This is a genomic window from Streptomyces sp. CNQ329 (assembly GCF_000482585.1).
In genome coordinates this window covers 36,382-57,974 of the sequence record NZ_AXVU01000035.1, presented here as the reverse complement: position 1 = coordinate 57,974, position 21,593 = coordinate 36,382, and the positions used below count along the sequence as shown (strand labels likewise).

The window sequence follows — 21,593 nt, the reverse complement described above, 5'->3', positions numbered from 1 at the left end:
ATGCCGGCCGCCACCGAAGAGATCATGCTGGAGCTCGTCGACGAGGACGGCACCACCGTCGGCACCGCGGAGAAGCTGTCCGCCCACCGGGCGCCGGGCCGGCTGCACCGGGCGTTCTCCGTGTTCCTCTTCGACACCGCAGGGCGGATGCTGATCCAGCAGCGTGCGCCGGGCAAGTACCACTCCCCCGGCGTGTGGTCCAACTCCTGCTGCGGCCACCCCTACCCCGGCGAGTCGCCGCTCGCCGCCGCCGCCCGCCGCACCTTCGAGGAGCTGGGAGTCTCACCCGTGCTGCTCGCGGAGGCGGGCACGGTCACCTACCACCACCCGGACCCCGCCTCGGGCCTGGTGGAGCACGAGTACAACCACCTCTTCGCCGGGCTGCTGCGCGCCGAGCCGCGGCCGGCCGCCGACGAGGTCGGCGCGGTCGCCTTCGTCACACCGGACGAGCTGGTCGAGCAGCACGCCGGGGAACCGTTCTCGGCGTGGTTCATGACGGTGCTCGACGCGGCCAGGCCGGCCATCCGGGAGCTGACGGGTCCGGCGTCCGGCTGGTGACGCCCGCGAGCGGGAGGGAGGCCCAGATCACCTTCCCGCCGTCGACGGTGTGCGCCACGTCACAGGTGCCGCCCGCCTCGCTCGTGAGCGTCTTGACCAGGAGCAGGCCCCGGCCGCCCGTCTCGTCCTCGTCCGCCTGTAGGGCCTTCGGGCGGTAGGGGTGCTGGTCCCGGACGGCGACGCGGACCCAGCCGGCGCTGACCGACAGCTCCACCCCGATCTCCGGGGAGAGCACCCCGGCGTGCCGGACCGCGTTCGTCACCAGCTCCGAGACGATCAGCAGCACGCCCTGCAGCAGGTCCTCGCCGATGGGGACACGCCGGCGGACGAGGAGGTCGCGTACGGCGTGCCGGGACTGGGGCACCGAGGAGTCGAGCGCCGGGGCCCCGAACGTCCAGGTGCCCTCGTACGCCGCCGGGACCACCTGCCCTGGCTCGGGTCTCGGACCGCCGCCGGCGCTCACCGCCGGCACCTGTTTTCACCACCGCTCACCCTCAGAGTGTTGGCAATCACCGGAGCCCCACCACCCGGCGAGCCGAACTTGACTGGCATTCGTCACCTTCCGACCGGCTGCGCCACGACCGGCCTGCGCTGAGATCGAAATAATCGGTTGCCGATCCCCGTTGAACCGTCGTACCTTCGCAGTGCCCTTGCAGTCGACGATTGGAGAAGGTGTTGCTCGTCTGAGGTCTCCACGGCACCGTGCCCGCGGCATCGCCCGCGTGCGGCACGTGCGACCTCACGGCTCGAGCCACCTTCCTCCCCTGCAGGGCACCCGGCCCCGCTTTCGTTCCACCCGGCTCTCCCAGGTCGCCGTCCGGTGCCGACGCCCCCCGTCGCACCCCTACGAGCTTCACCGGGAGACGCCATGTCATTTCCCTCCACGCCGCACGCCGCCGCCTCCGTCATCTGCACCGGGGTGGCCTTCACCTGGCCCGACGGCACGACCGTCTTCGAGGGCTTCGACCTCGCGGTAAGCCCCGGGCGTACCGGGCTGATCGGCCGCAACGGCACGGGCAAGTCCACGCTGCTGCGTCTGATGGCCGGGGAGCTGACGCCGGCCGCCGGCACGGTCAGGGCCGCGGGCGCCGTCGGCTATCTCCCGCAGAACCTCGTGCTGGACACCGCCGCGCGGGTCGACGAGGTGCTGGGGATCGACGGTGTGCGGCGCGCGCTGCACGCCATCGAGTCGGGCGACGTCGCCGAGGAGCACTTCACGGCCGTCGGCGACGACTGGGACGTCGAGGAACGCGCCCGCGCCGCCCTCGACCAGCTCGGCCTGGCGCACGTGGGCCTCGACCGCACCATCGGCGAGGTCTCCGGCGGCGAGTCGGTGCTGCTGCGGCTGGCCGCGCTGCTCATGCAGCGGCCGGACGTGCTGCTGCTCGACGAGCCGACGAACAACCTCGACCTGAAGGCCCGCCGCCGGCTCTACGCGGCCGTGGAGTCGTGGCCGGGCGTCATGGTGATCGTCAGTCACGACCGCGAGCTTCTCGACCGCGTCGACCAGGTCGCCGACCTGCGGGACGGCCAGGTCACCTGGTACGGCGGCAACTTCACGGCGTACGAGGAGGCGCTGGCCGTCGAGCAGGAGGCCGCGGAGCGCATGGCGCGCTCCGCCGAGGCTGACCTCAAGCGGCAAAAGCGCGAGCTGGCGGAGGCGCACGAGAAGCTGAGCAAGCGCAAGCGGTACGCCGACAAGCAGTTCGCGAACAAGCGCGAGCCGAAAATCATCATGAACGCGCGCAAGCGGGAGGCCCAGGTCTCCGCCGGCAAGCACCGCATCATGCACGAGGAGCGGCTGAAGGACGCCAAAGAGCGGCTCGACGAGGCGGAGGCGGCGGTACGGGACGACGACGAGATCCGCGTCGACCTGTCATACACCGCCGTCCCGGCGGGCCGGGACGTCCTCATGCTGCGCGAGCTGGAGCTGTGCTACGGGGCGCGGGTCGGGGCGCTGCAGGTGCGCGGCCCGGAGCGGATCGCGCTGACCGGGCGCAACGGCGCGGGCAAGTCCACGCTGCTGCGCACGATCGCGGGGCAGCTCGCGCCGGTGGCGGGCGAGGCGGCGGTGCACGTGCCGCTGCGCTACCTGCCGCAGCGGCTCGACGTGCTGGACGACGCGCTGAGCATCGTCGAGAACGTGGCCCTGCTGGCGCCCGCGGCGTCCAACCAGCAGATCCGCTCCCGGCTGGCGCGCTTTTTGTTCCGGCAGGGCCGGGCCGACCAGAGGGTCGGCACGCTCTCGGGCGGGGAGCGGTTCCGGGCCACGCTGGCGGCGCTGATGCTGGCGGAGCCGGCACCTCAGTTGCTGATGCTGGACGAGCCGACGAACAACCTGGACATCGCGAGCGTGCGCCAGTTGGTGAAGGCGCTGGAGTCGTACGAGGGGGCGCTCGTGGTCGCCAGCCACGACGTGCCCTTCCTGCGCGACATCGGCATCACGCGCTGGCTGGCGCTGGACGAGGAGTTGGGCGACATCGAGCCGCTGTAGGCGAGGCGCGCGCCGGGACGGCCCCGCGGCCGGTCCCGGCGCGCGCCCGGCCGTGAGAGGCTGCCGGTCATGAGCGAAGGCGAGCTGCGGTGCGGGGTCGACGGCGGCGTGGCGACCGTGGTCATCAGCAACCCGGCCAAGCGCAACGCGATGACGCCCGACATGTGGCGGGCGCTGCCCGGCCTGCTGGCAGGGCTCGCGGCGGACCGGGGGGTACGCGCGCTGGTGCTCACCGGCGCGGGCGGCACGTTCTGCGCGGGCGCCGACATCGGCTCGCTGCGGGCGGGCAGCGCGGGCACACAGGATCTCGCCGAGGCCGCCGAGGAGGCCCTCGCCGGCTTTCCCAAGCCCGCGCTGGCGGTCGTACGCGGGCACTGCGTGGGCGGCGGCTGTCAGCTCGCCGCCGCCTGCGACCTGCGGTTCGCCGCCGGGGACGCGCTGTTCGGGGTCACGCCGGCGAAGCTGGGCCTCGTCTACCCGGCCGGCGCGACGCGCCGGCTGGTGCGGCTGGTGGGCCCCGCGACCGCGAAGTACCTGCTGTTCTCGGCGGAGTTGATCGACGCGGCGCGGGCGCTGCGCACCGGCCTGGTGGACGAGGTGCTGCCCGCGGCCGCACTCGACGGGCGGGTGGCGGAGTTCACCGCGGTGCTCGCGGCCCGCTCGCAGCTCACGCAGGCGGCGGCGAAGGACTTCGCCGACACGGCCTGGGCGTACGGGGACGAGGGGTCCCCCGCCGACGCCGCGGCGGACGCGGCACGTATCGCGCACTGGGCCCGGCAGGCGCGTACGGCCGGGGACACCGCGGAGGGCGTCGCCGCCTTCCTGGAGCGCCGCGAGCCGCGCTTCACCTGGTCCGTATGACGCCCGCGGGCCCGGCCGCGCGGAGCCGCCGTGCGCTCAGTCCCGTACGCCTTCCAGGACGAACCGGCTGCGGGAGCGCAGCAGCCACGCGGTGATCTCCGGCTGCGGGCGGCGGGCGCCGTGGCCGCCGGGCACGACGAGCGTGTGCGGCGCGGGGGCGTCGGCCAGCGGACCGTCCGGCGTCAGGGTGAGCCCGGAGGACGTGCGCACCGGCAGGCCGGCGCGGGAGGCCGTGCGGCTCCGGTACGTGCCGGGGGCGGCCCGCTCGGCTCCGGCGAACACCTCCAGCGGGCCCGTGAGGCCGAGGCTCTGCATGTCGTCGAAGAGGACGCAGAGAACGCTGCGGGCTGTCATGGCTCCATCGTGGGCTCCTGCCGCCGCGGCAGCAATGACGAAGATCCCACCTTTCCTGCCATGCCGGTCGGCCCCTTCCGCGACTAAGCGCCCGCTCACTAGCCTGATCGCATGACATCACTCCCGCCGCGCGCCGGCCGCCGCTGCCAACAGGTCCTCAACCCGCTGCACTCGGCGATCTACTTCGCACCGGAGTTCACCGAGGAGTTCGCGGGCATCGGGATCGAGGGCTGGCACGCCGCGTACTTCACCGCCAGGTCCGCCGCCATGGGCCCGGTCGGGCCCGGCGTCGTCACCGCCGCGTTCTACAACTACAGCCACCGGCATATCGCGCGGCACCTGCCCGCGGCCTGGCGGACCGCGGACCCGGCCACCGTGCTGGCGGCCCGGCTGCGCGTCGCCGACGCCGTGCTGCGGCGGCTGCTGGGTGAGGAGACGATCGCCTCGCCGGAGCTGGCCGAGGCCGCGGAGCTGGCGCAGCGGGCGGCGGCCGGCGGGGAGCGCGCCGGGCGGGCACTGTACGCGGCCGAGGCCGCGCAGCCGGTGCCGGACGCCCCGCATCTGGTGCTCTGGCACGCCGCGACCCAACTGCGCGAGCACCGCGGCGACAGCCACGACGCGGTCCTTGCCCACGCCGGACTCGACGGTCTGGAGGCCCAGGTCACCCACACCGCCTCCGGCTTCGGCTTCACACCGGAGTTCTCCCGGTACTCGCGCGGCTGGGAGACCGAGGAGTGGGCGGCGGCGCAGGAACGGCTGCGGGCCCGCGGGCTGCTGACCGCGGACGGCGAGCTGACGGAGGAGGGCACGGCGCTGCGCAAGGCGCTGGAGGAGGAGACGGACCGGGTGGACCTCGCTCCGTACGCGCGTCTGGGCGCCGCGGGCGTGGCACGGCTGACCGAGCTGGCCACGGGCTACACCGCCGCCGCGCTGGCCGCCGGGGCGATGCCCAAGGACATCTTCGGCAAGGGCTGAGACCGGCGCCGGGCCGCGGGCCGGGTGTTTGCCCAACGTCCTGAGGGCTACCCGCAGTTCTCGACCCGAGTAGCGAGGAGGACGGATATGCGAGCCATCGCCGACATCCTGCGCATGATCGGCGGCGCCCTTGCCACGATCGTGACGCTCCCCTTCCGGCTGGTCGCCCGGCTCTTCAGCGGCGCCTCCCGGAGCGGCCGGAGGTCGCGCCGCCGCACCGTCTGACCCCGTGCCCGCCAGGCCCGGGGCGCGTCCCTGCCGGCGTCCGGAGCGCGCCCCGGGCCGCCTCCGACCCGCCGGGCGACCGGGGCAGCTCCCGCCGGGCGCCCGGCTGTCAGCCGGACCTGCCACAATGCACTCCGCCACAGATGACAGAAAGCGGGGCGGACGTGACGGCGTCGGTATCGATTGAGGCCAGAATCGCCGAGGAGCTCGGCGTACGCGAGCGGCAGATCACGGCGGCGGTGCGGCTGCTCGACGACGGCGCCACCGTGCCGTTCATCGCCCGCTACCGCAAAGAGGCGACGGAGATGCTCGACGACGCCCAGTTGCGCACCGCCGAGGAGCGGCTGCGCTATCTGCGGGAGCTGGAGGAGCGGCGGGCGGCGATCCTGGAATCCGTGCGCGGGCAGGGCAAGCTGACCGAGGAGCTGGAGGCGCAGATCCGTGCCGCCGACTCCAAGGCCCGGCTGGAGGACGTCTATCTGCCGTACAAGCCCAAGCGGCGGACGAAGGCGCAGATCGCCCGCGAGGCCGGTCTGGAGCCGCTGGCCGACGGTCTGCTCACCGATCCGTCGGTGGCGCCGCTCGCGGCGGCCACGGCGTTCGTGGACGCGGACAAGGGCGTCGCCGACCCGGCCGCGGCCCTGGAGGGTGCGCGGGCCATCCTCACCGAGCGGTTCGGCGAGGACGCCGACCTGATCGGCGAGCTGCGCGAACGGATGTGGACGCACGGCCGCGTGGCGGCCAAGGTGCGCGAGGGCAAGGAGGAGGCGGGCGCGAAGTTCTCCGACTACTTCGACTTCGCCGAGCCGCTGACCGACCTGCCTTCGCACCGCATCCTCGCCCTCTTCCGCGGCGAGAAGGAGGAGATCCTGGATCTCGCCCTGGAGCCCGACGCGCCCGCGGAGGCGGAGCAGGAGGGGCCCTCGGCGTACGAGCGCGCCATCGCGGCCAGGTTCGGCGTGGAGAACCGGGGCCGGCCCGCCGACTCCTGGCTCGCCGAGACGGTGCGCTGGGCGTGGCGCACGCGCATCCTGGTGCACCTCGGCATCGACCTGCGGCTGCGGCTGCGTACGGCCGCGGAGGACCAGGCGGTGGACGTCTTCGCCGCCAACCTGCGGGACCTGCTGCTCGCCGCTCCTGCCGGCACGCGCGCCACGCTGGGCCTGGACCCGGGGCTGCGTACGGGCGTGAAGGTCGCCGTCGTCGACGCCACCGGCAAGGTGGCCGCCACCGCGACGGTCTATCCACACGCGCCGCACCGCAAGTGGGACGAGTCGCTGGCCGTCCTCGCCGAGCTGGCGCGCGTGCACGCGGTGGAGCTGATCGCCATCGGCAACGGCACGGGCTCGCGGGAGACGGACAAGCTGGCCGCCGATCTGATCGCCGCGCAGCCCGCGCTGAAGCTGACGAAGGTGATGGTCTCCGAGGCCGGGGCGTCGGTGTACTCGGCGTCGGCGTTCGCCTCGCAGGAACTGCCCGACCTGGACGTGTCGCTGCGCGGCGCGGTGTCCATCGCGCGGCGGCTGCAGGACCCGCTGGCCGAGCTGGTGAAGATCGACCCGAAGTCGATCGGCGTCGGCCAGTACCAGCACGATCTGTCGGAGGCGAAGCTGTCGCGCTCCCTGGACGCGGTCGTGGAGGACTGCGTCAACGGCGTGGGCGTCGATCTCAACACCGCCTCGGCGCCGCTGCTGGCCCGGGTCTCCGGCATCGGCGCGGGGCTCGCGGAGAACATCGTGACGCACCGCGACTCCCACGGCCCCTTCACCAGCCGCGCGGCGCTCAAGGACGTGCCGCGGCTGGGGCCGAAGGCTTTCGAGCAGTGTGCGGGCTTCCTGCGCATCCGCGGCGGCGAGGACCCGCTGGACGCCTCGGGCGTGCACCCGGAGGCGTACCCGGTGGTGCGGCGGATGGTGAAGGCGGGCGGCACGGAGGTGGCGGCGCTGATCGGCGACACGCGGACGCTGCGGTCGCTGAAGCCGCAGGACTTCACGGACGAGCGGTTCGGGCTGCCGACGGTGACGGACATCCTCAAGGAGCTGGAGAAGCCGGGGCGCGACCCGCGGCCGGCGTTCCGGACAGCGGTGTTCAAGGAGGGCGTGGAGAAGATCGGCGACCTGCAGCAGGGGATGGTACTGGAGGGTGTGGTGACGAACGTGGCCGCGTTCGGTGCGTTCGTGGACGTGGGCGTGCACCAGGACGGCCTGGTGCACGTGTCGGCGATGTCGAAGACGTTCGTGAAGGACCCGCGCGATGTCGCCAAGCCCGGGGACATCGTGAAGGTGAAGGTGCTGGACGTGGACGTGCCGCGCAAGCGGATCTCGCTGACGCTGCGGCTGGACGACGAGCCGGGCAAACCGGCGGTCGGCGGCGGCCGGGGCGGCGGACGCGAGCGCGACCGGCAGGGCCCGCCGCGGCAGCGGGGCGGCGGCCAGGGCGACGGTCAGGGCACGGGCGGCGGGCGCCAGCAGCGCGGGGGCGGCGGCCGGCGCCGCGAGGCGCAGCCGGAGAACAGCGAGATGGCGGATGCGCTGCGGCGCGCGGGTCTGCTCGGCGGCGGCCGGGGCGGCGGCGGTGGCAACGGCCGCCGCGGCAAGCGCTGAGAGCTGCGCGACCACCGGAACGTGCACCCGGGCCCCGTCCACCGCGCCGTGGTGAGCGGGGCCCGGCCCGCGGCGGATCCCTTCCCGCCGGCGGGGCGCGGCGGACACGGACGCTGTCGCCCCCGAGCCGGCCGCGCGCGGGCGGCACGCGGGGCCGGCGAAGACGGCGCCGCGCGGTGCCGTCCGCGGCCGGCGGCGCCGCGTCAGAGGCTCAGCAGGCCCTTTGTCAGCGTCGCCGCGCCGCCGGCCAGCCCGAGGACCAGCACCAGGCGGCGCGCGGGCGTCTCGGGCACCCGGTCGCCCAGGACCCGGCCGACGAGCGCACCCCCCGCGACGGCGGCCGCGCACAGCACCCAGGCGTGGGCCGTCAGGTCCGGCGGGCCCTTCGCCGTGACCGAGACGATGTTGACGACGACGCCGTAGAACAGCGCGTTCGGCACGAACTCCCGCACCGTCCAGCCCGCGTTCACGGCGTACAGCGAGACGGCGGGGCCGCCGATGCCCGCCGAGGAGTTCATGAAGCCGCTGACCGCCCCCGCGGTGACCGCCCCGCCGGTACCGCGCAGCGACTCGGCGCGGGCACCGGCCATGACGAGCCCGACGGCGCCGCAGACCATCGCGCCCATGCCGGTCAGCAGCACGGGGGCGGGCAGTCGGGCGGCCGTGAGGGCGCCGATCGGCACCGTGCACACGGCGGCGGCCAGCAGCGGCACCATGGCGCCCGGCCTGACCTGCCGCCAGACGGTGGTCAGGCCGAACACGCAGATGGCACCGGCGGCGACGTTGCACAGCCGGACGCCCTCGGCCGGGCCGAGCACGAGCGCCAGCGCCGGCCCGGCGACCAGCGCGAGGCCGATGCCCGCGAGCCGCTGCACGGACGCACCGAGCAGCAGCACTCCGGCCATGAGCAGGGCGTCACCGGTCACAGCAGCCCGGCCAGCCGGTAGAGGACGAGGGAGCCGGCCACGGCGACGTTGAGGCTGGCGCCGGTGCCGACCATGGGTATCTCGACGGCCTCGTCGAGCAGGTCGAGCGCGTCCGGCGGGATGCCGTGCTGTTCGTGGCCGAGCACCATCACCGTGGCCCGGCGCGCGGCCGGCAGGTCGGCCAGGCGCACGGCCTCGTCGGCGAGTTCGACGCCGAGGACGCTCTTGCCCGCCGCGCGCTGCCGCTCCAGCCAGCGCAGCGGGTCCCCGGTCCAGTGCACGCAGACCGGGCGGCGCAGCGTGTTGCCACGTGCCAGCGCCTCGGGCACCCAGGGAAAGCGGGGCACGACGAGGCAGGCGCCCACGGCGTCACAGGTGCGCAGGAGCGTACCGAGGTTGGCGCCGTGGAGCGGCCAGAGCGGGGCGGCGTAGAGGTGGTCCCAGCAGGAGTGTGCGCGGGGGCGGCGGCTTCGCTTCAGCTCCCGGGGGGTACGGGTGCGGATGGCCGGCGCGTCCGTTCCGGGCCGGCGGGCCCCCGGGCGGGCGCTCATCGGCGCGGGGCCTGCGCCCCCCCAACGTAGGTGTGGCTCACGTGAGTCGACATGCGAACAGAATAGCGATCAACCTCGGCTGTCCACCACCCCGCGCGTGATCCGGGACGGTGCGGCAGACTGCCGTGATGGATTCCGAAGTCATCGTGCTCGGCAGCGGCATCATCGGCCTGACCAGTGCGGTCGTCCTCGCCGAAAGCGGGCGGCGGGTCACGGTGTGGGCACGGGAGCCGGCGGAGGAGACGACGTCGGCCGTCGCGGGCGGGCTGTGGTGGCCGTACCGGATCGAGCCCGAACACCGGGTCGCGGACTGGTCGGTGCGGTCGTTCGACGTGTACGCGCGGCAGGCGGAGGACCCCGCGGTGACGGGTGTGCGGATGCGGACCGGGCTGCAGCTCGGCATCGGTACCGCCGGGCTGGGGCCCTGGCGGCGCGCCCTGCGCGAGGTGCGGGCCGCGAACTCCGCCGAGCTGCCCGGGGAGTACACCACGGGCGTGCGTGCGACGGTGCCGATCGTCGACACGGCCACGCACCTGGCCCACCTGCGCGACCGGCTGGCCGCGGCCGGCGGCCGGGTCGAGCTGCGCACCGCCGGCTCGCTCGGCGAGGCCGGGCGGGAGGCCGCCTGCGTCGTCAACTGCACCGGCCTGGGCGCCCGCGAACTGGTGCCGGACCCGAGCATGCGCCCGGTGCAGGGGCAGCTCGTCGTCGTGGAGAACCCGGGCGTCGAGGAGTGGGTGGTCTCGGCGTACAAGGAGGCGACCGCCACGCTGTACGCGCTGCCGCAGCCATACGGACTGGTGCTCGGCGGCACGGCCGTCGAGGACGCCTGGGACACCGGCCCGGATCCGGCGGTGGCCGCGGGCATCGTGGCGCGCTGCGCGCGTGTCCTCCCCCGGATCGCCGATGCCCGGGTCCTCGGCCACCGCGTCGGGTTGCGCCCGGCCCGGCCGGCCGTGCGGCTGGAGGCGGAGCACCTGCCCGGCGGGGCGCTGTGCGTGCACAATTACGGGCACGGGGGCGCCGGGGTGACGGTGGCCTGGGGCTGCGCCGAAGAGGCCGCGGAGCTCCTGAGAACGTAAGCCCCGCCGAACCCCGCGGAACCCCAGGACCCGCGGCACCCCCCGCAGGCCCCGAGAACCCCGCACACCCGCCCCAGGGTAGGCGGCCCCACCGACAGCCGGATCTTCGTCCGCACGGCAGCCGTCCGGCGCACCGGGGCGCCCGCACCCGACCACCGCCGGGGACCAGACCGACCCGGCCCAGACCGACCCCACCCGGCACGACGGCCCGGCACGGCCCGGCCGGCCCAGCCCGGCCGGCTCAGCCGCAGCGTTCGACGGGCCTGCCGTCGGTCAGCTCGTAGACCGCCCGCTGGTCCAGCAGCAGCGGCACCAGCGCGCGCAGCGGCTGCCGCAGCTTCACCAGGGCACCGCCGCCCGGCCGTTCACGGACCTCGACGCCGTGCAGGGCCAGTTCGTCGCCGACCTCGTCGTACTGCCCGGAGTCGAGTGCGTAGCCGCACGGCGGGTCGTCGATGATCTGGCCCGGGGCGGGCGGCTCGTTGTCGGCGCCGCCGAGGTGGACGGGGCCCGTGTCGGCGAGGCCGCGGGCGCGGGCCGCCGCCGTGGCGGTCGCCAGCCGGCCGCGGTGGTCCGCGGCGTAGGCGAACGTGGCGTCGAGCGCGGTGAGCTGGGAGGTGACGCGGCGGCGGTGGTTGGCCGCGGGGTCGTCGCGCTCGTCGTCGGTGAGCGCGGTGATGCGTGTCTCGACCAGCAGCCCGGCCGCGTGTTTGAGGCCCGCGGTGTTGCGCAGGATGCGCTCCTGGCCGTCGCCCGCGACCTGGCGGATCGGCTCGCCGGTCTGCGGGTCGGTCCAGATGCCGTAGACGCCGCTGCTGTAGCCGGCTTCCTCGACGCCGGCGCGGACGTGGTCCTCGCTCAGGTGGCGGGCCTCACGGTGGACGTCGTCATGGGTGTTGAGGTTGCGCGGCCAGAGGGCGAGTACGTCCTTGACGTAGGACGGCTCGCTGGCCTCGAACTCGTGCAGGTCGTGGATGACGTCGGGGCGGTAGTCGCGGATGACGGCGGCCATGGCACGGCCCTCCGCGGTCGCCAGGGCGACGTGGTCGCGGTTGACGTCGACGCCGTCGGTGTTGCCCCGGGTGTCGGCGGCGCGGCCGTCGGGGTTGGCGTTGGGGACCACGAGGACGGCGTTGCGGGCCAGGAAGCGCCGGGTCCCGGCGTCCTTGGCGAAGGCCAGGTCGCGCAGGCCGGTCAGGCACGCCTCGCGGCCGGCCGGTTCGTCGCCGTGCTGGCTGCAGATGAGCAGGACGACGCTGCCGCTGACGGCCTGCGCGGGGGTGGGCGGGCGGGGGGCGCCGATGCGGACGAGGTTCAGAGGGCGGCCCTGCTCGGTGGTGCCGATGCGGTCGACGGCGACGCGGCGGCTGTCCTCGGCCACGGCGGCGAGGAAACCGGCCTCCTCCCGCTCACCGGTCCAGCGGGCGCCGCCGCTCTCCTCGAAGCCGGTACGCGGCGGGTTGGCGGCTTCCGCGGGCGGGCCGGTGAGCGGTGCGACCACGACGGCCGCGGCGCACGCCGCGAGGATCGCCGTGCGGAGCGGGGTGAGACGGGGGGCGCGTGTGCGCATGGGCGGTCTCCCGGAGGCGGAGAGCGATGAGGGTGGCCAGAAGATAGCGGAGGGTGACCCGCCGCAGAAGCCTCCGTACACGAAGTCCCGGCGGTGTCCTGGCGATGTCCTGGCTGCCGGCGGGCAACCGGGGCGCCGTGGTCTTTCACAGGACCGGTGAGACAGCAATATTGTTGGACCATGACCCAGGAGACGGAGGCGGCCGGGCTGACCGTGGACGAGCTGGCCGCACGCGCGGGCGTCACCGTGCGCACGGTGCGCTTCTACTCCACCCGCGGGCTGCTGCCCCCGCCGGTCATCGGCCCGCGGCGCGTGGGGCGCTACGGCCCGGAGCATCTGTCCCGGCTCGCGCTCATCGAGGAGCTGCAGCACCAGGGACTGACGCTGGCGGCGATCGAACGGTACGTGCAGCAGTTGCCGCCCGGGCTGAGCGCCGCGGACCACGCGCTGCACCGCGCACTGGTGGCGACCTGGGTGCCGGATGCGGAGACGGAGGTGAGCCGGGCGGAGCTGGAGCGGCGCGCGGGCCGGTCGCTGACCGACGACGACGTGGCGCGGCTGGCCGCGATGGGGGTGCTGGAGCACACGCCGGGAGGCGCCGGCGCCTACGACGCGGAGCCGGGCGCGAACGGCGGCGGCGACACCTTCCGGGTCGACCCGGCCGTCCTCCACCTCGGGGTACGGCTGCTCGACGTGCCGATCCGGCTGGAGACCGTCCGCGCCGCCCGGGACGTGGTGCAGGAGCACTCCCGCGCGGTGGCCCGCGAGCTGACCCGGCTCTTCCACGACGAGGTGTGGGAACCGTTCGGCGAGGCGGACCCCGACCCGGAGCAGGTCGAGACGATGAAGTCGCTGTCGGCGCACATGCAGCCGATGGTGGTGCAGGCGCTCGTGACGGCCTTCCAGCGGTCGATGAAGGCGGAGTTGCGGGCGTCCTTCCCCGCCGGGTGACCTTGCGCACGTCCGACGGTGACCGGTGAGGTCCCGACCGGCCGTCTTTGCACAACGACATGCGCGAAGTCCGCGGCCGCTCTTGCCCGGGCCCGCCGGTCTTGTCATGCTCATCCGCGTCGCACTCGCGAACCGCCCTCCGCGCCGAGGAGTTGGAGCATGAGCGAACGCAGCCCAGGGCAACACCGCTGGGCCGTCCCCGTACTCGCCGTCCTGCTCATCGCCGCGGGTCTCGCCCTCCCCCGCGCCCTCGCCGGCCCCGAAGCGAAGCCGGACGCCGACCGGTTCAGCCTCGTCGGCGTCTCCTGGCCGGCCGGCGGCACGCTCGACGGCACGCCGCAGGTACGCACCCGGGACGCCGGCACCGGCACGTGGACGGCGTGGCGGTCGCTGGAGGCCCAGCCCCGGCTGGCCGAGCCCGGCGCGCCGGCCCCGGCGCGGGCCGCCACCGCGCCGCTGTGGGTGGGCGACTCCGATGCCGCTCAGGCCCGGCTGCTCCGCGCCGACGGCGGCACGGCGCCGCTGCCCGGCCGCGCCCGGCTGGAGCTGGTCGACGCCGCCGCCGGACCGGGGGTGCCCGCCGAGCCCGCGTACGCCACGACCGCGACGCGGCCGGCGATCATCTCACGGAGGCAGTGGGGCGCCGACGAGTCCTGGCGCGACGGCCCGCCCGCGTACGGCAGCAGGACCAAGGCGTTCATCGTCCACCACACCGTGGACAGCAACCGCTACTCGTGCGCGCAGGCTCCGTCGATCATCCGCGCGATCTACCGCTACCACACCCGCACCAACGGCTGGAACGACATCGGCTACAACTTCCTCGTCGACAAGTGCGGCCGCATCTACGAGGGCCGTCGCGGCGGCGTGACCAAGCCGGTGACCGGCGCGCACACCCTCGGCTTCAACAAGAACACCAGCGGGGCCGCGGTCATCGGCACCTACGGCTCCGCGTCCGTCCCCTCGAAGGTCACCAAGTCGCTGGCCCGGCTCTCCGCGTGGCGCCTCGGCGTCGCGGGACACAGCCGTACCGGCAAGGTGAAACTGACCGCCGGGAAGTCCAACGGCAAGTACGGAAAGGGCGACTCGACCACCGTCCACCGCGTCACGTCCCACCGCCGGCTCTACCCGACCGCCTGCCCCGGCGCGAAGCTCTACGCCAAGATCGGCACGATCCGCACGATGCGGGTCGGCTGAGCCACCACGGGCCCACCCCCCACCGCGGCCCCCGCCCGCCGGCTCCGGCGCGGCGGGGGCCGGGCCGGCTCAGACGGCGTCCATGAACTGCTCGCCCCTGTCCGCCTTCGCCAGCAGCAGCGCGGGCGGCTCGAAGCGCTCGCCGTACGCCGCGGCCAGCTCCCGGGCCCGCGCCACGAAACCGGACAGCCCGCCCTCGTACCCGTTGATGTACTGCAGCACGCCCCCGGTCCAGGCCGGGAAGCCGATGCCGAAGACCGAGCCGATGTTCGCGTCCGCGACGGACGTCAGCACGCCCTCCTCGACCAGCCGCACGGCATCCAGCGCCTCCACGAACAGCATCCGCTCCTGGAGCTCGTGCAGCGCCGGCGGCTCCTGGTCCGTCTTGGTGAAGTGCTCGCGGAGCCCCGGCCACAGCCGGGTGCGCCGGCCGTCCTCGTAGTCGTAGAAGCCCCCACCCCCGGCCCGCCCGGTGCGGCCGAACTCGTCGACCATGCGGTCGATGACCGCCTCCGCCGGGTGCACGGGGTAGCTCCCGCCCACGGCCTCGACGGCGGCGCGCGTCTGGTTGCGGATCTTCCGCGGCAGCGTGAGGGTCAGCTCGTCCAGCAGGGACAGCACCTTGGCCGGGTAGCCGGCCTGGGCGGCGGCCTGCTCGACGGAGGCGGGCTCGATGCCCTCGCCGACCATGGCCACGCCCTCGTTGATGAAGTGGCCGATCACGCGGGAGGTGAAGAAGCCGCGCGAGTCGTTCACGACGATCGGGGTCTTGGAGATCTGCCGCACGAGGTCGAAGGCGCGGGCCAGCGCCTCGTCGCCGGTGCGCTCGCCCTTGACGATCTCGATCAGCGGCATCTTGTCCACGGGTGAGAAGAAGTGCAGCCCGACGAAGTCCTGCGGACGGCCGACGCCTTCGGCCAGCATCGTGATGGGCAGGGTGGAGGTGTTCGAGCAGAGCAGGGCGTCGGGCGCGACGACGTCCTGGATCTCCTGGAACACCTTGTGCTTGAGCGCCGTGTCCTCGAAGACCGCCTCGATCACGGCGTCGCAGCCGGCCAGCTCCGCAGGGTCCGCGACCGGGGTGATGCGGGCCAGCAGCGCATCCCGCTTCTCCCGGGTCGTACGGCCCTTGGCGAGCTGTTTGTCGAGCAGTCCGGCGGAGTACGCCTTGCCCTTCTCGGCGGCCTCGACCGACACGTCCTTCAGCACCACCTCGATGCCGGCACGCGCGCAGGCGTAGGCGATGCCGGCACCCATCATCCCCGCGCCCAGCACGGCGACCTTCGCCACCTGCCGCTCGGGGACACCGACCGGGCGGGAGCGGCCGGCGTTGACGGCCTGCAGGTCGAAGAAGAACGCCTGGATCATGTTCTTGGCGGTCTGCCCGACGGCCAGGTCGACGAAGTAGCGGGCCTCGATGACCTGGGCCGTCTCGAAGTCGACCTGGGAGCCCTCGACGGCCGCCGCCATGATGTTCCGCGGGGCGGGGAACGGGGCGCCGCCGAGCTGCTTCCTCAGGTTGGCCGGGAACGCGGGGAGGTTGGCGGCGAACTTCCGGTTCTCGGGCGTGCCCCCGGGGATCCTGTAGCCGGGCTCGTCCCAGGGCTGCCGGGACTCCGGGTGGGCGTCGATGAAGGCGCGGGCGGCGGCGTGCAGGTCGTCCTCGGTCCCGGCGACCTCGTGCACGAGCCCGTTCTCCAGTGCCTGCTGCGGCCGGTACTGGGTGCCCTGCAGCAGCACCTTCAGCAGTGCGTCGGTGATGCCCATCAGCCGCACGGTACGGGTGACCCCGCCGCCCCCGGGCAGCAGGCCGAGGGTGACCTCGGGCAGTCCGATCTTCGAGCCGGGCGCGTCGAGGGCGACGCGGTGGTGGCAGGCCAGGGCGATCTCGTAGCCGCCGCCCAGCGCGGCGCCGTTGATCGCCGCGACGACCGGCTTGCCGAGGGTCTCGATACGGCGCAGCGTGCTCTTGACGGCCATCCCGGTGTCGAACGCCTCGCGGGCGTGCTCCCGGTCGACGCGAATGAGGTCGTGGAGGTCGCCGCCGGCGAAGAAGGTCTTCTTCGCCGAGGCGAAGATGACGCCGCGTACGTCGTCCCGCTCGGCCTCCAGCCGGTCGGCGACGGCGGTGAGCGACTGGATGAAGTCCGCGTTCATGGTGTTGGCGGACTGGTTCGGGTCGTCCAGGACGAGGGTGACGACGCCGGTGTCGTCCTGCTCCCAGCGGATCGTGTTCGTATGGCTCATGGTGATGAGGTGATCTCCGTATGGGGGGCGGGACGGGGTCAGAGGCGCTCGACGACGGTGGCGATGCCCATGCCGCCGCCGACGCAGAGGGTGGCGAGGCCGTAGCGCAGGTCGCGGCGCTCCAGCTCGTCGAGGAGGGTGCCGAGGATCATCGCACCGGTGGCACCGAGGGGGTGTCCCATGGCGATGGCACCGCCGTTGACGTTGATCTTGTCCAGGCTGACGCCCATCTCGTCGATGAAGCGCAGCACGACGGCGGCGAACGCCTCGTTGATCTCGATGAGGTCGATGTCGTCGATCCCGAGGCCGGCTTTGGCGAGCGCCTTGCGGGACGCGGGCGCAGGGCCGGTGAGCATGATCGTGGGCTCGGAGCCGGTGACGGCGGCGGAGACGATACGGGCCCGGGGGGTGAGCCCGTAGCGCCGGCCGACCTCTTCGGAGCCGACGGCGACGAGGGCGGCGCCGTCGACGATGCCGGAGGAGTTGCCGGCGTGGTGGACGTGGTCGATCCGCTCCACCCAGTGGTATTTCTGCAGCGTCACGGCGTCGAAGCCGCCCAGCTCGCCGATGTCGGCGAACGCCGGCTTCAGCTTGGCCAGGCTGTCGGCCGTCGTGCCCGGCCTGATGTGCTCGTCCCGGTCCAGCACGGTCAGCCCGGCGCGGTCCACGACCGGCACGACGGAGCGCTCGAACCGGCCCTCCTTCCACGCCTGGACCGCCCGCTCCTGCGACATCGCGGCGAACTCGTCGACGTCCCGGCGGCCGTAGCCCCCGAGCGTGGCGATCAGGTCGGCCCCGATGCCCTGCGGGACGAAGCCGACCTCCATGTTGGTCATCGGGTCGTTGAACCAGGCGCCGCCGTCCGAGCCGATGGGCACCCGCGACATCGACTCCACGCCGCCGGCGAGGATCAGGTCCTCCCAGCCAGAGCGGATCTTCGCCGCCGCGATGTTGACGGCCTCCAGGCCGGAGGCACAGAAGCGGTTCTCCTGCACGCCGGCGACACTGTCGGGCAGCCCGGCGGCGATGGCGGCGATCTTGGCGATGTCGGAGCCCTGGTCGCCGTGCGGGCTGACCACGCCGAGCACGACGTCGTCGACGGCGGCCGGGTCGAGGCCGGGGAAGCGGCGGCGCAGCTCGTGGACGAGTCCGACGACGAGGTCGATCGGCTTGGTCCCGTGCAGGGCGCCGTTGGCCTTTCCGCGACCGCGCGGGGTGCGGATCGCGTCGTAGACGAAGGCGTCGGTGACGGACGGCCTTGCGGTAGTGGTCACGGTGGTGCGCCTCTCAGGAGAGCAGGGAGCGGCCGATGATCTCTTTCATGATCTCGGTGGTGCCGCCGTAGATGGTCTGGACACGCCCGTCGGTGAAGGCGCGGGCCACGGGGAACTCGCTCATGTAGCCGTAGCCGCCGTGCAGTTGCAGGCAGCGGTCCGCGGTGCGCTTCTGCAGCTCGGTCGCCCACCACTTGGCCATCGAGGCGTGCACCGCGTCCAGTTCGCCGGCCGCCAGGTCCTCGATGCAGCGGTCGACGAACGTCCGGGTCACGGCGCACTCGGTGGCCATCTCGGCGATCTCGAAGCGGATGTGCTGGAACCGCCCGAGCGCCCGGCCGAACGCCTCGCGCTCCTTGACATACGCCGTGGTCGCCTCGACCAGGTGTTCGGCGGCGGCGACCGCGGCGACGGCGATGGCCATCCGCTCCTGCGGCAGGTTGGTCATGAGGTGGCCGAACGCTCCGTCACGCTCCCCGAGCAGGTTGCCCTTCGGCACCCGTACGTCGGTGAAGAACAACTCGGCGGTGTCCTGGGCCTTCTGACCGATCTTGTCCAGGTTGCGGCCGCGTGCGAAGCCGGCCGCGCCGCGCTCGACGACCAGCAGGCTCAGCCCGTGGGCGCCGCCCTCGGGGGTGGTCCTGGCGACCACGATGACCAGGTCGGCGAGGATGCCGTTGGAGATGAACGTCTTGGCGCCGTTGAGCAGCCAGTGATCGCCGCGGTCCTCGGCGGTGGTGCGGATGGCCTGCAGGTCGGAGCCGGCGCCCGGTTCCGTCATGGCGATGGCGGTGATCAGCTCGCCGGTGCAGAAGCCGGGCAGCCAGCGGCGCTTCTGCTCGTCGGTGGCCAGGGAGGTCAGGTACGGACCGATGACGTCGTTGTGCAGTCCCACGGCGAGACCGGCGGCGCCGGCCCGGGCGAACTCCTCGGCCAGCACGGCGGCGAAGCGGTAGTCGTCGTGGCCGCCGCCGCCGTACTCCTCGGGGACGGCGAGGCCGAGCAGGCCCTGCCGCCCGGCGGCGAGCCAGGCGTCGCGGGAGACGACGCCGTCGGCCTCCCACCTCTCGTAGTGCGGGGTGACTTCTTTGGCGAGGAAGGTCCGCACGGTCTCGCGGAAGGCCGTGTGCTCGGGCCCGTAGAGCCGGCGTTTCAACGCTCCTCCTGGGTCGGGGCGGGGATCAGGTCGGGGACGCGCCAGTCACGGGCGACGGCCGCGGCGTCGGCACCCGGGCGTGCGGGCGGACGGCGTATGCCGCCGGGGGTGGCGGAGAACCGCGGCGCGGGGGCGGGCTGGACGGTGCCGTACTCCTCGGTGAAGGTGCCGCGGGCGGCGAGGTGCGGGTGGTCACGGGCCTCGTGCAGGGACAGCACGGGGGCGACGCAGGCGTCGGAGCCGGCGAAGACCTCGGTCCACTCCGCGCGCGTACGCTCCCGGAACCGTGCGGCCAGCCGCTCGCGCAGCTCCGCCCACGCGGCGGGCTCGGCCCGGTCCGGCAGGGCGCCGGGGACGCCGAGGAGGCGGACGAACTCCTCGTAGAACGCGGGCTCCAGCGCGCCGACGGCCATGTACCGGCCGTCGGCGGTCTCATAGACGCCGTAGAACGGCGCGCCGCCGTCGAGGAGGTTGGCGCCGCGGCGGTCCTGCCAGTCGCCGGCGGCGACCATGGCGTGGATCATCGAGGTCAGGTGCACGGTGCCGTCCACGATGGCCGCGTCGACGACCTGGCCCTCCCCGGTGGTGCGCGCGTGCTGCAGTGCCGCCAGCACCCCGACGACGAGGTAGAGCGAGCCGCCGGCGTAGTCGCCTAGGAGGTTGGCGGGGACGGCGGGCGGGCCGTCCGCGGGGCCGATCATGCCGAGCGCGCCGGTGACGGCGACGTAGCCGATGTCGTGGCCCGCGGTCTGCGCCAGCGGGCCGTCCTGGCCCCAGCCGGTCATCCGCCCGTACACCAGCCGGGGGTTGCGGTCGAGGCAGTCCCCGGGGCCGACGCCGAGGCGCTCGGCGACGCCGGGGCGGAAGCCCTCGACGAGGATGTCGGCCCGCTCGGCGAGGGCCAGTGCGGCGGCGGCGCCCGCCGCGGACTTGAGGTCGAGGACGACGGAGCGCTTGTTGCGGTTGTTGAGGTCGTGCGCGGGGTCGACGCCGAGTCCCTGGCCGCCGGGCCGGTCGACCCGCACGACGTCGGCCCCGAGGTCGGCGAGGAGCATGGCGGCGAACGGGCCGGGGCCGATGCCGGCCAGCTCGACCACGCGTACGCCGTGCAGCGGGCCGTGCCCCGTGCTCCCCATCAAGCCCCCAGAGGTGTGACACCACGTGTGTAACACCGAAAATGATAAGAACACGTTTCAGTGGACACAAGTACGGGACCGCCCGCGCGGGTCGGACAACCCCGGCGCAGACACGCGAGCGAAACCCGCCGCTGGTGCGTCGACGGGACGCCCCCGATGAACCACCCTGTCTCCCATGGCAGACGAGCCCCGACCGCACGACCTCATCCTCTTCGGCGCCACCGGCTTCACCGGCGGCCTGACCGCCGAGTACCTGGCCCGCCACGCTCCGCCGGGCTGCCGCTGGGCGCTGGCCGGGCGCGACCCCGGCAGGCTGGCGGACGTACGCGACCGGGTGGCCGCGATCCGGCCGGAGTGGAGCGACCTGCCGCTGCTCCCCGCGGACGCGGGGGACGCCGCGGCACTGCGCGGGCTGGCGGAGCAGACCCGGGTGGTGGCCACGACGGTCGGGCCGTTCCTGCGCTACGGCGAGCCGCTGGCCGCCGCGTGCGCCGCGGCCGGAACGGACTACGCGGACCTCGCCGGTGAGCCGGAGTTCGTCGACCGGGTGTACGTACGCCACCACGAGCGGGCCCGCGAGACCGGGGCCCGGCTGGTGCACTCCTGCGGCTTCGACTGCGCGCCGTTCGACCTCGGCGTGCGCTACACCGTCGAGCAACTGCCGGAGGACGTGCCGCTGCGGATCGACGGCTTCCTGCGCGCCGCCGGCGGGATCTCCGGCGGCACGCTCGCGTCGGCGCTCGGGGTCGTCTCCCGCCCGCTGCCGGGGGCGCGCGCGGCGCGGGCCCGCCGCCGGCGGGAGTCGCGGGTGACGGAACGCCGGGTGCGGGCGCCGCTCGGCGCACCGACCCGCAACCGTGCGCTGCATGCCTGGGGACTGCCGCTGCCGACGCTGGAGTCGCAGGTGGTGGCGCGCTCGGCGGCGGCCCTGCCGCGCTACGGACCGGACTTCCGCTACCGCCACTACGCCGCCGTCAGGCGGCTGCCGGTCGCCGCGGGCGGCGTACTCGGCGCCGGCGCCTTCGCCGCGGCGGCGCAACTGCCGCCGCTGCGCAAGCTGATGGCCTCCCGGCTGGCGCCGGGCACCGGGCCGAGCGAGGAGCGGCGCGCCCGCAGTTGGTTCTCCGCGCGCTTCGTGGGCACCGGCGGCGGACGGCGGGTGGTCACGGAGGTCAGCGGCGGCGACCCGGCGTACGACGAAACGGCGAAGATCCTGGCGGAGGCGGCGATGTCGCTGGCGTACGACCCGCTGCCGGAGACGTCGGGGCAGGTCACGACGGCGCAGGCGATGGGCGAGGCGCTGACGGAGCGGCTGGTGGCGGCGGGGATGGGCTTCCGGGTCCGGGTCGCGTCGCCGTAGCGGCGGCGGTCCCGCGGCGAAGGGCGCTACCCGACGCGGTTGAACGGCCCCGCCGCCGCGCCGGGTTCGGGTCCGG

General features: G+C 74.2%; 18 protein-coding genes and 1 pseudogene. 10 read left to right on the top strand and 9 right to left on the bottom strand.

Annotated features, from left to right (window positions below; all coding sequences use genetic code 11):
• A complete protein-coding gene (gene idi, locus I003_RS0122200; protein WP_027773522.1) occupies positions 1–558 on the top strand; it encodes an isopentenyl-diphosphate Delta-isomerase in 558 nt (185 codons plus the stop codon).
• Here idi and I003_RS0122195 read toward each other — a convergent pair.
• On the bottom strand, positions 491–1,021 hold the full coding sequence (locus tag I003_RS0122195; RefSeq protein WP_027773521.1) for an ATP-binding protein: 531 nt from the start codon (positions 1,019–1,021) through the stop codon (positions 491–493). The genes idi and I003_RS0122195 overlap by 68 nt on opposite strands.
• A gap of 405 nt (positions 1,022–1,426) precedes the next feature.
• Here I003_RS0122195 and I003_RS0122190 point away from each other — a divergent pair, with 405 nt between their 5' ends.
• Both I003_RS0122190 and I003_RS0122185 read left to right on the top strand, forming a co-directional pair.
• Positions 1,427–3,052: an ABC-F family ATP-binding cassette domain-containing protein gene (locus I003_RS0122190; RefSeq protein ID WP_027773520.1), complete on the top strand. Its 1,626-nt coding sequence runs from the start codon at positions 1,427–1,429 to the stop codon at positions 3,050–3,052.
• Between the two features lie 69 nt (positions 3,053–3,121).
• Positions 3,122–3,913, top strand: a complete 792-nt coding sequence (locus I003_RS0122185) for an enoyl-CoA hydratase/isomerase family protein (RefSeq protein ID WP_027773519.1) — start codon at positions 3,122–3,124, stop codon at positions 3,911–3,913.
• Between the two features lie 81 nt (positions 3,914–3,994).
• On the opposite strand, the pseudogene I003_RS0122180 reads toward I003_RS0122185, so the two are convergent.
• Positions 3,995–4,267: pseudogene (locus tag I003_RS0122180) on the bottom strand (DJ-1/PfpI family protein); the annotation flags it as partial.
• Positions 4,268–4,378: 111 nt separating this feature from the next.
• Between I003_RS0122180 and I003_RS0122175 the strand changes: the two are divergent.
• The 3 genes from I003_RS0122175 (at position 4,379) to I003_RS0122165 (ending at position 8,070) form a co-directional block, all read left to right on the top strand.
• Positions 4,379–5,242 carry an SCO6745 family protein gene (locus I003_RS0122175; RefSeq protein WP_027773517.1) on the top strand — a complete coding sequence of 288 codons (864 nt, stop codon included), beginning with the start codon at positions 4,379–4,381 and terminating at the stop codon, positions 5,240–5,242.
• Positions 5,243–5,329: 87 nt separating this feature from the next.
• Positions 5,330–5,467: an LPFR motif small protein gene (locus tag I003_RS36520; RefSeq protein WP_199784337.1), complete on the top strand. Its 138-nt coding sequence runs from the start codon at positions 5,330–5,332 to the stop codon at positions 5,465–5,467.
• A 143-nt stretch (positions 5,468–5,610) separates the two neighbouring features.
• Positions 5,611–8,070: a Tex family protein gene (locus I003_RS0122165; protein ID WP_037721421.1), complete on the top strand. Its 2,460-nt coding sequence runs from the start codon at positions 5,611–5,613 to the stop codon at positions 8,068–8,070.
• A 203-nt stretch (positions 8,071–8,273) separates the two neighbouring features.
• On the opposite strand, the gene I003_RS0122160 is transcribed toward I003_RS0122165, so the two are convergent.
• Together I003_RS0122160 and I003_RS0122155 are read right to left on the bottom strand one after the other, a co-directional pair.
• A complete protein-coding gene (locus I003_RS0122160) occupies positions 8,274–8,975 on the bottom strand; it encodes a sulfite exporter TauE/SafE family protein (protein ID WP_027773515.1) in 702 nt (233 codons plus the stop codon).
• A gap of 17 nt (positions 8,976–8,992) precedes the next feature.
• Positions 8,993–9,547: a TrmH family RNA methyltransferase gene (locus I003_RS0122155; RefSeq protein WP_027773514.1), complete on the bottom strand. Its 555-nt coding sequence runs from the start codon at positions 9,545–9,547 to the stop codon at positions 8,993–8,995.
• Between the two features lie 128 nt (positions 9,548–9,675).
• On the opposite strand from I003_RS0122155, the gene I003_RS0122150 reads away from it, so the two are divergent.
• On the top strand, positions 9,676–10,629 hold the full coding sequence (locus I003_RS0122150) for an FAD-dependent oxidoreductase (protein ID WP_027773513.1): 954 nt from the start codon (positions 9,676–9,678) through the stop codon (positions 10,627–10,629).
• A 241-nt stretch (positions 10,630–10,870) separates the two neighbouring features.
• Here the strand turns inward: I003_RS0122150 and I003_RS0122145 are convergent, their stop codons facing one another.
• Positions 10,871–12,199: a M14 family metallopeptidase gene (locus I003_RS0122145; RefSeq protein ID WP_027773512.1), complete on the bottom strand. Its 1,329-nt coding sequence runs from the start codon at positions 12,197–12,199 to the stop codon at positions 10,871–10,873.
• 180 nt (positions 12,200–12,379) lie between these two features.
• On the opposite strand from I003_RS0122145, the gene I003_RS0122140 reads away from it, so the two are divergent.
• Together I003_RS0122140 and I003_RS0122135 are read left to right on the top strand one after the other, a co-directional pair.
• Positions 12,380–13,150 carry a MerR family transcriptional regulator gene (locus tag I003_RS0122140; RefSeq protein ID WP_027773511.1) on the top strand — a complete coding sequence of 257 codons (771 nt, stop codon included), beginning with the start codon at positions 12,380–12,382 and terminating at the stop codon, positions 13,148–13,150.
• A 159-nt stretch (positions 13,151–13,309) separates the two neighbouring features.
• A complete protein-coding gene (locus I003_RS0122135) occupies positions 13,310–14,344 on the top strand; it encodes an N-acetylmuramoyl-L-alanine amidase (RefSeq protein ID WP_027773510.1) in 1,035 nt (344 codons plus the stop codon).
• Between the two features lie 69 nt (positions 14,345–14,413).
• Here I003_RS0122135 and I003_RS0122130 read toward each other — a convergent pair whose 3' ends face one another.
• Genes I003_RS0122130 through I003_RS0122115 form a run of 4 tightly spaced genes read right to left on the bottom strand, consistent with a single transcriptional unit; the run spans position 14,414 to position 20,157 of the window.
• Positions 14,414–16,591, bottom strand: coding sequence for a 3-hydroxyacyl-CoA dehydrogenase NAD-binding domain-containing protein (locus I003_RS0122130; protein WP_027773509.1), 2,178 nt, complete (start codon positions 16,589–16,591; stop codon positions 14,414–14,416).
• 38 nt (positions 16,592–16,629) lie between these two features.
• Positions 16,630–17,865: an acetyl-CoA C-acetyltransferase gene (locus tag I003_RS0122125; RefSeq protein WP_027773508.1), complete on the bottom strand. Its 1,236-nt coding sequence runs from the start codon at positions 17,863–17,865 to the stop codon at positions 16,630–16,632.
• 13 nt (positions 17,866–17,878) lie between these two features.
• Positions 17,879–19,021 carry an acyl-CoA dehydrogenase family protein gene (locus I003_RS0122120; protein WP_027773507.1) on the bottom strand — a complete coding sequence of 381 codons (1,143 nt, stop codon included), beginning with the start codon at positions 19,019–19,021 and terminating at the stop codon, positions 17,879–17,881.
• Entirely contained in the window at positions 19,018–20,157 is a 1,140-nt protein-coding gene (locus tag I003_RS0122115; protein ID WP_027773506.1) for a CaiB/BaiF CoA transferase family protein, read from the bottom strand. The genes I003_RS0122120 and I003_RS0122115 overlap by 4 nt, the downstream gene beginning before the upstream one ends.
• 175 nt (positions 20,158–20,332) lie before the next feature.
• On the opposite strand from I003_RS0122115, the gene I003_RS0122110 reads away from it, so the two are divergent.
• A complete protein-coding gene (locus I003_RS0122110; protein WP_027773505.1) occupies positions 20,333–21,517 on the top strand; it encodes a saccharopine dehydrogenase NADP-binding domain-containing protein in 1,185 nt (394 codons plus the stop codon).
• The last annotated feature ends 76 nt before the right edge of the window (positions 21,518–21,593 follow it).